The following is an 11386-nucleotide window of genomic DNA, read 5'->3' on the forward strand; positions in this document are numbered from 1 at the left end:
ATAGAACAAAAGAAAAAGCACTAACGTGCTTTAAGAGAGCGATTCATCCCCTACTTATAGAAGTAGGGGTATTCTTGCAAATTTATGGATAAAAAGGTTTAAATCATGATAATCAATAAACCGCTTAAAATATGGATCTTTTTCACACAAAGAATCAAATGAAGCATCTTCTGTAGCAAGAATATGCGAACTAAACGACAATGGAATATCTTTAATCAGTTTATTAAAGAATCTTTCATGTTCAAACACTTCGTCTACGTTATCCGAACCATAGTGGTAGGCCAAATCTTCATTATCAACTGTAACTAATTCGACTAATTGAATCATGACTTATTGCCTCCTTCTTTTAGAATATTATCTCGTTGCTTTTCATGACATGATCAGAATGTAGTTTTTTATTTTGCTCTTCATCCTGAATATCCCAAATCTGTAACTCCCACGGAGAGGTATTAATTTCATTAAGTTTATACTGATTTAGTAAATCCAGATATTTTGGAATGGTGAATAATATCTCTTCGTTTAATGCATCTGTACATGATGTTTTATTCATTTTATAGATCTTTGGATGTCCACTAAAATATATTTGATTATAATTCAAATAAAGCTGATTAATTAACGAGATAGTTTCACTTAATATTTCAATCGTATCCACAAACAGCACCCAGTTACCGAACATATATTCGGAATAATTTTACCATACTTTTGAGCATAAAATCTATACTTTCGAATAATTACTATACATTACTGTTATTTTTGCGAGTTCAGAACTAAAAAAATCAACCAACGTATTTACGCTGATTGACCTTAGCAATATTATTTCAGATTTAACTTACTTATCCTGTGAGTGCCGGGCGCCAATTTAGAAGTCGTCCGAGTGTTCAAACATGTATTTAACGGTTAAGGGTTGATCACCAGTGAGCTTCTCAAAATCATCGGTTTTCAAACTCATCTTTCCTTCACGGATTGCTTGACCAAACGTTACCATCCCATCACTTGAGAATGGTACTTCAGAGTCTTTCTTGAACTTTCCATCAGTTGTACAAGGAACACCCATCGCATCAAAAATAGCATAATTTTGTTCATCGGTAATCTCTTGGTAACTAACATTGTTCCCGGTAGCTTCATTACCAATTTCAATGAATTTGCTAATTGTCATTGTTTCTGCCCCGTTAATATTTAAGATTGCAGAGTGATAATCATTAGAAACTAACGCATAAGCCGCCGCTTTACCACAATCTTGACGGGAGATGTAAGCCATTAAGCCATCCCCTTGATTGTTCTTCAAAACACCATCGCCCTTGACATAGGTGAAATAGTTAGTGATCATTGCTTCGGCATATTGCGAATTGCGTAAGAAGATGTAATCTAGACCACTATCTTTAATATAATTTTCCGTATAAATATGATCTTTCTTTTCAACACTTGGATTTGTTGGATCATCAGCATTGACTAAGGAAGTATAAATAATTTGGTCAACACCTGCTTCTTTAGCTGCATCGACAACATTCTTATGCGCAGCCTGACGTTTAGCACCAACAAACGGCATAGAGATTAATAGCAATTTTTCACCATTCTTAAACGCATCCCCTAACCCTTCTGCATGATTAAAATCAGTTTGGTGAGTTTCAATGCCAACTTTTTCATAAGGTTTGAGCGCATCCTCGTTGTAGCTGTAAAAGATTAATCTTTCAGCTGGAACTAATTTTTGAATTTCTTTAGCCGCCACTCTCCCTAAGTTACCATCTATACCTGTAACAATTAATTTCTTCATTTTACTAATCCTCCATCTTAATAATTACTTTGTGGTTTATTTCACATTATGTTTTAAAGTATAATAGAAAGAAATTCATATATCATCATTAATAAAGCAGTAATTATTTCCTAAAAATTACTACATTATGTAGGAGAAAACAGATGAAACTAGAACATATTGTGAGTAAAGTCGCAAAAGATTATCATTTAACTAACTCATTAAGAGAATTAGACATTAGCCCGTTAAATTTTAAGTTAGCTGGCTCTGCATTTCAGATATATCAAGGTAATAAAATGGTAAGTAAAATCATAATTAGTCCTAAATCGTTAAGTAATAAGCAACAATCGTGGATCCGCACTACCCGGACTCCAGCGGCACTTTTAAATTTGTTACAAAAAGAAATTATTAACTACTTAGGATGGGAAAATCAGTTAGCCGATGCCCTTTCATATAAGCATCCTGTTCAAAGAATTTTACAGGTTATTCAAGTAAAGATAACAAATTCGCTTTTGATTTTTGATTCCAGTTTAAAACTCCTCGGCCACAGTGAAGGAAAAGCCAGGCTAGTCTCAGATGATTGGTTAAAAACCGTTGAGGCAGGATATATTAGGGTTGCAGATAACGCAAATGAACATTTAGTGCAAGCAGTGCATTCAATAAGAGAAGGTAATGGAAAGGAGTATCGATTCACTGATTTTAACCAACCTTTCTATTTGCAAAAGATCGGTTTGCGGAATTCAGATCACTTCTATCTTGTCATTGTTATTGTTGATCGTCCTAACTTTGAAAAGGACAAATCAACGATCGAATCAGTGATTGATAAAATTTCAGCAACAGTCGGACTGCATAACTTTCCCTATCAATCACAAGGAAACAATCTTGAGGGTTTGCTTCGTGATATTTTAGCGCGGCCAAACATTTCAGTCAGTGAGATTAAAAATCGTCTCCAATTTGACCCTCATCAACTAAAACGACCATTAAGTGTGTTATGTATAAAGGCTCCAACAACTAATATTCAACCCTTAGGAACGATTCTAACAAGGTTTATCAGTTTCCACTATGATGATTACAATGTTTATATGGTGGAAAATAGCAGTCCGGTCATCACCAAAACGATTATGCAAGAGTTAGCCCCTTATTTAATTAGAAATAAAACCAGTGCAGGACTGAGCAATTCGTTTACTCATCTGCACCAGTTTAATCAATTCTATCAACAAGCAGTCAAGGCAATAAGACTGGGGGAAGCAAACACGTTTAATCAATATCATGATTACATTACTCTAGATCTTCTTGATCATATCCGCCAAGATCAGTCTTTGAATAGTTATCTAAGTCCCCAAATACAAAAACTAGCAAAAGAAAATTCAGAACTATTCAAAACATTGAAACTCTTCCTTCTAAATCACGAGAATAAGAAACAGACCGCTCTTGCCCTTCAAATTCATCGCTCGACGTTAGATTACCGCTTAAATAAGCTAGAACAGGAATACGAGATTAATTACAACGCACCAAGAGAATATCTTTATGTTTTCCTGTCCTGTTTGCTTGTTGGATAAAAGAAAATATATAATTCAGCTCTTGTATTCCTCTAAATCAACAAGATTAACTCCTTCTCCCCATCTTTCTGACTCACCAATTTCTCGAATCATCGGTATTTCATTCTCAAATGCATTATCAGTTGTTTCTTGCTCTAAACGGCTACCTTCGTAACAGATACTTGCATTTAAGAACGCTGCATACTCAAATCCCCAGTCATATAAATAAGGTAAAATTTGTTCATTTAATAGCTTTATTTTTGTCTTAGCTGTAGTGTTTTCACTATTAACATACAAATTATCAATAATTGCAATTCTACTCAAAGGATCAATCTGAAATACATTTAATAGTTTAGATGCTATAAACTCTTGATGTCCATCAATACTATCAGCAGCCTCATAGAAATCAACTTGCTTACTATTAAAAAGATAGAGATTGACTTTCGCAACTTCTATTTCTTCTTCATACTCATCATCAAGTATTGTTTTTAAAATAAGCCATTCACTAAACAAACCATGGTCAAATTCTTTACTCTTATTAAAAGTACCATCCATGAAAATATACGCATCTTGAATCTGCTCATCAGTTAAACACTTGTTATTCACACTCATTATAAACGCCTCACAATTTGTGTTTAAGCGCGCTTCCCAAAACATATGTTCTTAAACAGGCTATCATAAAAAGTTCTTCCATACAAACATACGTTCAAAAGAAGATTGTGAAATATAGTTTCTATGATGAAAAAATAAACTGAATTCTTTTGCGTTCATTTCCCGTATTTACAATCTCATTTAATCACTAATTGAACCTTTTTCTGGATTTCTTCAAACAAATCAGCCGGCATTGTTTCTACAAATTGCCATTTGCGTTGATGAAAGTCAAACGATTTTAATTGTTCAACATAAACTGTTCCATTTGTCTGTGTGCGATTATCTAATTGGACGTGTAAAGGATAGTCTTCACCATTAAAAGTGCCATGCGAAATAGGAACTACCCATGCAAAAGGTGAAGTTTCTGAAAGAATATCATTACTAACTACCACAGCTGGGCGACGCTTTGGAATTTCTGCTCCTGCCGAAGGATCAAAGTTAATATAAATAATACTTCTTCGTTTTAGTTTAGTAGCTTCATTCGCCTTTACCACAAATCTTGACCTGCTGGATCATTGCTATCCCAATCTTGCAAATCAGTTGGTATTTCGTATTTACCATGCCATCCCTTAAAAAGTTCAGCCATGGTTTCGGGTACTTTTTTAGTTGGTGTTAATTTCAATGAACCATCAGACTCTTTACTGAACCGATATTCTGTACCGGGCTCAACACCTAGTGACTTAGGAATCGTTACTACTAATGCATTTCCTTGAATTCTAGTTTTCGTAATATCCATATACTCACACCCTATCATCAAATTTCTTTTATTATGCCATTTGTAATTAAAAAAAGTAATTACTTCCGTGTTGAGTATCAACAATTTTTGGCTCTACGTCAAGTAGTGTTGATACGCAAATATGAATCTTCGCCAATTAAATTGGTCTAATTAGAACCGTCATTCGTGGCGGTTCTTTTTAGTTAGTTTGAATTTGGTGGCCAATAATTAAATAAATCCGCGTTTTAAATGCCGTAAAGTAACGATAACCACAGGCAACTCGTTTGATAGTTTTAATTCGATTATTAATCCCTTCGGTTCGACCATTTGAGAACTTCGTCTCAAAGCCACGCTTAATTCCCTCTTTATAGCGCGCTAAAACCCGACACCGGTGAATTGTATAATGGCTAACACTGTCTGGCCAAAGTTTAAGTAATTGAAAGAAAGTTGTAAAATCACGTTGATTATAAGCACGCTTCAAGGATTGGATAAAATTATAGGTAGCTCCTAACTCCCGGTCATACGCTAACATTAAGTCTAAGAGCATAACAGAATTGACAACACGATTAAAATAACGTCCTTCATAATAAAATTTTGTACTTAAATTTTCCCGATCTTGAAGAAATAGCCGCCAATAACGTTTAAGGCGCCGAGCTTGTTTCTGCTCCGCAGAATCACCTTTTCGCAAACGATTGAAGACATGAATTCGCCATCGTATCATTAAGGTGTTTGGCAATATGAAAGCGATCATAGATGATTTGAGCACAAGGAAAAACGGTTTTAACTAGTTGATCATAAGCAGCGTTCATATCCATTACCAGATATTTTACCCGGCAACGGGCAGCACGTGTAAACTGTTGATAATGCTTAAATAAACTACGTAATCGCCGATCTTCAAGGAGCTCAAATAAGCAACTCCGATCACCATCAACGGCGATGAAACTCATCTTACCTTTAGCGCTCCGCATTGATTTAAATTCATCAATACATAGTGTTTCCGGTAGATAGTTTAAATTCGGCTTGTATTGATCAGCGAGGTCCAAAAGGACCCGCTGGACCGAAGCTTCACTGATAAACAAATCATGGGCAATATCTTTAATTGTTTGAATTCTCGTTAACCGAAGAATAATTTCACGCCTTAAATCACGACTAATTGTTCGTTGCTTTTCAAAAAGATAACTAGTCGCATTAAATGTTGTATGGCAGTCAGGACATTGAAAACGTTGAGTATTAACAAGCAACATTAATGGTTGAGCCCTAAATTGTCCATATTTGTGTTTAGTTTGATAAAAACCATATTTTAAGATTTGTCCATGATTAATAACGCCACAATTTGGACAAGCACGCGGAATATAAGAAAGGGTACAGGATATTTGTGCCACCCGAACGTTTTTAATTGATTTATATTTAAGCCAATGATGAGGAAAATTTAAATGAGGGTCTGTTAAATTGAGAAGAGTTCTTGTGTCATTATCCATGGAGGTTACCTTCTTTACTATGTGATTTGGCGATTTCATTGTATCAGAGGGGGAGCCTCTTTTTTAGTTTAAAAACAAAAAATCTGGTATTGGTATAGAAAGTAATATCTCCATATCAATACCAGATGTTATAGAATACCTTTTCCAGTGATTTGGGTGTGATTTTCAGACGTGGTTGATACGGACTGCTTACTAATTAACTTCTATAAACTCTCTTTCTTTTCTCCAATTTTTAATAGTTCTTTGAACCTCTTTCCATTGATACTTACCCTTGTCATGATGACATAAATGAGCATGCAAATGTTCTTTATTTAAAGAGTATATAAAACACACTATGTCTTGCGCAGTTCTTCTTTTTTCAGTTGACGATATAAACTGATAAAAGTTCAAATCGTCAATTGTTTTTATTTTTTCTTCAGAATGACTTTCACCATGCAATACTAATCGATACATCCTGTTTTTAAAGTATTTTCTCTCATCTAAAGATAAGCATTTCAAAATATCTTCATTCGTTGATACAGCTTCAATCCCCTCTCTATACAGAAAAGTTGAAAATGCTTCTAATACTCTTCTCATTTCATTACCAATTGTTGTTTCATTAACTCCCTCTTCACTATTCGCATAGCTATATATGTCATTCAACATTAATGTATATTCATTTTTATTCTCTAATTCCTCCAATTTATTACTGTTAAGTCGGTATTCTACAATGTTTTTTTTATTCATGTTAGAGAATAATTCACTAAATATTTTTTCGACATCAAAAAAAACTTGTAAATCGTGGGTAAGAATAACTACTTTTGTCTCCTCATTTTGCACAACTTTTTCTAATTCATATCTAAGATACGAAATAACACCAACCTTATTCTCCATATCAAAACTAGATATTGGATCATCAATTACAATGATCGATGGCTCACTGTACGCCTCATCTTTATTCTTATCTTTCAAAAGGCTAGTAAAGAAATAGCATAGAGCTATAATGTTTCGCTCCCCTACTGACACATTACCTGGTAGTACCGGTCTTCCTCTTGAATATAAAACATAATTATCATTTTGTACTTTAATACTAAGTCTGTCCTTTGAAAAGAAAATATATTGCAAAGCATCATTTATTTCTGATACTGCTATCACTATACTCTTTTTCTTTTCTATTAATGTGCTAACTTTTCTATTAACTTGATTTAGTTTTTCACTATTTTCTTCTTTATTTTTCTCTAATCGTTTCTTTTCAAGTGACTTCCTTGTATATTCCTTGTAGTATTCTAGAATTTCAAAATGCGCCACTTTATCATTTATTTTATATAACCGATTTTTAAACTCTTCAATCTGAGCTGACTGCTTTATAAAATCTTCTATACGTTCGTTAGCATGATTTAACTCTTCCATAAAATTATGAAATGTAAAATTAAACTGATCTATATTTAGACTTAATGGAATAAACGGTCTGCGAAGTTTTTCATCAATCCTATCATTAATTTTTTCAATTTCCCTATTTAATTTGTTTAAGTCGTCTTCACAAGACTTACAAGCCGATGGATCTAACTTCTCATAGCCACTAAAATCAATGTTTAACAAATCCATTTTTGATCTTGTTAGTTCTGATTCATGTTTTTTTACTTCATCATTCAAAAAGGCTTCAACATTTTTAACTAATTCATTAATGTACTCATCCGAAACCGGTTGCAAACAAAATGGGCAATAATGCTTATCCTTTTTGCCAAAGTAATCGATGGTTTTATGTAAATTTTGTTCTTCGACTGTAGCCTTAATCGCTAATTCCATTGCTTTTTCTTTATCATTAAGAAAGGGTTCATCTATTTTTCTTTCTAATAACCCACATATTTTAATCACTTGTTGCTTTAGACTATTCACTAACTCGGTAGGAATTGTCTGGATATAACTACTGTTATTAGCATTTTTTCTAATATTACGTAGTTTGTCTAATCCCTTATCTAGGTTCTCTTTAAGCTCTGTATCTGACTCAGATGGCGATAGTCTAGCAATTTTCATCCACCTTTCTTTAGTAACACGAACATTATTTTTTTGGCCCACTATTTCTCTTCCTCTTCCTGCCCAGTTATAATCTCCTTTCAGCGATTTTTCTATTCTCTTAACATAATACAATTCTGAATTAACATTAGTGGCATCATTCATTTTTTCCAGTTGTTTTTTTTGTTGCTCTATCTTCTTTTCTAAGGGTTTTTGCTCTTTTTCGATTACCTCATTAAGTTCATCGTCAACTTTCTTTTGCTCACCTAAAATAACTATCGAATTTAAACTTTCCCCCTTTACACGAATATTTGAATTTATATAGTCTTCATTAAAAACGTATACATTGTCATTCTTAGTTTCTAAATCAATTTCAAGACCATCTTTATCAACAAAATTTGCCTTTTCTAAATCTTGTTGCTTACCAGATGCCTGCAGAAAAGCTCTTGAAATAGTAGTTTTCCCGGAACCGTTTTCTCCATATATTAAAGATGACCTAGAAGTACATTTATTTCCCTTTTTTGTATACCCTAGTAATTGCAGTATGGTTTGTTCAGAGAAAATTCTCCCCTTTACTTTTATTCCAGCCACCTTTGATATTTGATTCACAATTAATCACCTCTACTATATAAGCTTATTCTTCATTATTCTACATCAATTTCAATGTAATAAATTAGTTTAGAGTAAGAAAGATTATAATATTTACATTGAAGAGCTTGCACTTCTTCGAAAATTCATCATCCGGTTTTTGCTTTGGATTAGAAGTTTTTCTCGGTCTCTCGCATCCTTCTAATTTCTCCCATAAACTCATCTAACGCAGTCTGCCAGTCCACAATCTCAAAGCCCGTGCTCTCCGCCTTCTTCAAGCTCATAACTGAATGGCGAGGGCGGTAAGCTTTGGCCGGATATGCTGAAGAATCAACGGGAGTGACTTCAACATCTTTATCCTTTAAGATCTCGGTGGCAAATTCGTACCAGGAACAACTATTCTCGTTAGATAGTTGGTAGGTACCGAATGGCTGATTATGATCGACTAAGTATGTCATAAATTCGGCCAGCGTTCTAGTCCATGTTGGGCGACCAAACTGATCGTTAACGACGGTGAACTTATCATGGTCTTTGGCCAGACGAAGCATCGTGTAGACAAAATTCTTGCCATATTTACCAAAGACCCAGGATGTGCGAATGATGTAGTAATCAGCTAATGTTTCTTGGATTGCTTTTTCACCGGCAAGTTTAGCTTTACCATATTCATTTCGTGGATTAGTGGGCGCATCAACTTCATACTCGCTTTCATTGGTCCCATCAAAGACATAATCGATACTGATGTAAACCATCTTAGCGCCAACTCTTTTACAACATTGCGCGTACCGTCTACGTTTACTTGCCAATTGAAGTCTTTGGCAACATCTTCTGCGTTATCAACTGCACAATGATAGATTACTTTCGGCTTAAGGGCGCTAATCTTTTCATTTACAACGGCTAGATCAGTGATATCGGACTGCTTAAAATTATATACAATTTCATGTTTATTTAGCAAGTTCAGTAATTATTGACCGTTAAATTAAAATTTTCGTTATTTACTTAAAATTGATGATATAATCAATATTTGGCAACAGCTCTCAATATCCTAATTTTCTGTTGTCCTTTAAAATAAGAGTCGTGCATTCCTTAAATTTGAGAATAACACGACTCTTTTTATCTTTTATTGACCATTTTTCGCATATTTTGCTTCAACCGCGGCTTTCTCATCTTTCCACCAATCTTGGTGTTTGGTATACCAATCAATTGTGTGTTGTAAACCAGTCTTGAAATCAGTAAATTCTGGCTCCCAACCTAATTCTGTCCGCAGCTTTGTTGCATCAATGGCATACCGCAAATCATGTCCTGGACGATCCTTAACATGGTCATAAGCGTCTTTAGGTTGGTCCATTAACTCTAAGATCATTTCCAGAACTTCCTTGTTGTTCTTTTCACCATCGGCCCCGATCAGGTAAGTTTCACCGATCTTCCCCTTAGTCAAAATATCCCAAACTGCCTGAGAATGATCATTGGTGTGAATCCAGTCGCGGACATTCTTGCCGGATCCATAAAGCTTAGGCCGAATGCCGCTCAAGATATTAGTAATCTGGCGTGGAATGAATTTTTCAATGTGTTGGTAAGGACCATAGTTATTGGAACAATTGGAAATCGTCGCCCGTAAGCCAAATGACCGGACCCAAGCCCGTACTAACAAGTCAGAGCTAGCCTTTGATGAAGAGTAAGGACTTGATGGCCGGTATTGTGATTCGGGAGTAAACTTTTCTCCTTTCCCTTCACCATGACCGGGTAAATCTTCTCGTAATGGTAAATCCCCATATACTTCATCCGTTGAAATATGGTGGTAACGAACGTCATACTTGCGACAAGCATTGATTAAAACTGAAGTACCCACAATATTAGTTTGGATGAACGGAGTGGGATCAATCAAGGAATTATCATTGTGACTTTCCGCTGCATAATGCACAACGGCATCAGCTTGGCTTACCAACTGATCAACTAAATCTTTATCACAAATATCCCCGACCACGAGTTCAACTTTATCCTTTGGCAAGCCATCGAGATTAGTAGGATTACCAGCATAAGTCAGCTTATCTAAAACCGTAATGTGTCCAACTTCTGGGTGGTGGTTAACAACATAGTGAACAAAGTTGGAGCCAACAAAACCGGCTCCCCCTGTAACAATAATATTCTTAAAAGTTTCCATAACGACCTCGCTTAAATTTCACCATAAACAGCAAATAGAATTTCTCTTTATAATTGTATATTAATAACCAATTCCACAAATAAAATTATTTCGTCCAGAGTTAAAATGACATTCCTAAATACCGCTTAAATAAACCACCAATTGTAAAACTATTCACTATTTTATTTTTCTTTATCATCACAAAGAGTATTAAAATCAACTAAAGTATAATCGACAATATGCTCCCTATGCTGGACTTTAATATTATTAAGACTATTTATTAACTGTAATAATAGAGGCATGAGAGTTGAGCACGGCTAAATCAGCCATAATCTCCCCTAAGGCTTTTTCAATACTAATATCTGTTATGTTTAGCTCACTCTGAACTACCAAATGGGTTAATTCACCAATTTTAGTAAAGCCACAAGGAATTTTTCTGTGATAATTTCCATCAGTCTGCCTTATCTTTATTCCCGAAATGTCAATTTAAATTAGAAAAAAGTTGAAAGCTGTTCTTCTGTGACATAACTCATGAAT

General features: G+C 34.7%; 9 protein-coding genes and 2 pseudogenes. 1 reads left to right on the top strand and 10 read right to left on the bottom strand.

From position 1 onward, the window contains the following. Nucleotides 1–54: 54 nt before the first annotated feature. From AACL61_RS08175 to AACL61_RS08185, 3 genes are all read right to left on the bottom strand, one after another. Entirely contained in the window at nt 55–327 is a 273-nt protein-coding gene (locus AACL61_RS08175; protein ID WP_339111219.1) for a hypothetical protein, read from the bottom strand. A gap of 19 nt (nt 328–346) precedes the next feature. Next, nucleotides 347–652, bottom strand: coding sequence for a hypothetical protein (locus AACL61_RS08180; RefSeq protein ID WP_086118488.1), 306 nt, complete (start codon nt 650–652; stop codon nt 347–349). A gap of 207 nt (nt 653–859) precedes the next feature. Next, nucleotides 860–1771, bottom strand: coding sequence for an NAD(P)H-binding protein (locus AACL61_RS08185; RefSeq protein WP_339111220.1), 912 nt, complete (start codon nt 1769–1771; stop codon nt 860–862). 143 nt (nt 1772–1914) lie between these two features. On the opposite strand from AACL61_RS08185, the gene AACL61_RS08190 reads away from it, so the two are divergent. Continuing rightward, on the top strand, nt 1915–3309 hold the full coding sequence (locus AACL61_RS08190) for a PucR family transcriptional regulator (protein WP_339111221.1): 1395 nt from the start codon (nt 1915–1917) through the stop codon (nt 3307–3309). Nucleotides 3310–3324: 15 nt separating this feature from the next. Here the strand turns inward: AACL61_RS08190 and AACL61_RS08195 are convergent, their stop codons facing one another. From AACL61_RS08195 to rfbB, 7 genes and pseudogenes are all read right to left on the bottom strand, one after another. Beyond that, on the bottom strand, nt 3325–3900 hold the full coding sequence (locus tag AACL61_RS08195) for a hypothetical protein (protein ID WP_339111222.1): 576 nt from the start codon (nt 3898–3900) through the stop codon (nt 3325–3327). 176 nt (nt 3901–4076) lie between these two features. Continuing rightward, complete coding sequence (locus AACL61_RS08200) at nt 4077–4433, bottom strand: type II toxin-antitoxin system PemK/MazF family toxin (RefSeq protein ID WP_339111223.1); 357 nt, start codon at nt 4431–4433, stop codon at nt 4077–4079. After that, entirely contained in the window at nt 4427–4675 is a 249-nt protein-coding gene (gene mazE, locus AACL61_RS08205; RefSeq protein ID WP_339111224.1) for a type II toxin-antitoxin system PemI/MazE family antitoxin, read from the bottom strand. The genes AACL61_RS08200 and mazE overlap by 7 nt, the downstream gene beginning before the upstream one ends. A 178-nt stretch (nt 4676–4853) precedes the next feature. Then, nucleotides 4854–6132, bottom strand: a pseudogene (locus AACL61_RS09965) (ISL3 family transposase). Between the two features lie 192 nt (nt 6133–6324). Next, the gene (locus AACL61_RS08220; protein ID WP_339111227.1) at nt 6325–8733 is read right to left on the bottom strand and encodes an AAA family ATPase; all 2409 of its coding nucleotides are present in this window, start codon (nt 8731–8733) and stop codon (nt 6325–6327) included. 149 nt (nt 8734–8882) lie between these two features. Then, nucleotides 8883–9670: pseudogene (rfbD, locus tag AACL61_RS08225) on the bottom strand (dTDP-4-dehydrorhamnose reductase). 159 nt (nt 9671–9829) lie between these two features. Continuing rightward, nucleotides 9830–10870: a dTDP-glucose 4,6-dehydratase gene (rfbB, locus tag AACL61_RS08230; protein WP_339111228.1), complete on the bottom strand. Its 1041-nt coding sequence runs from the start codon at nt 10868–10870 to the stop codon at nt 9830–9832. Nucleotides 10871–11386: the final 516 nt, after the last annotated feature.

The sequence above is a fragment of the Limosilactobacillus reuteri subsp. porcinus genome (assembly GCF_036621895.1).
Taxonomy (GTDB): domain Bacteria; phylum Bacillota; class Bacilli; order Lactobacillales; family Lactobacillaceae; genus Limosilactobacillus; species Limosilactobacillus reuteri_J.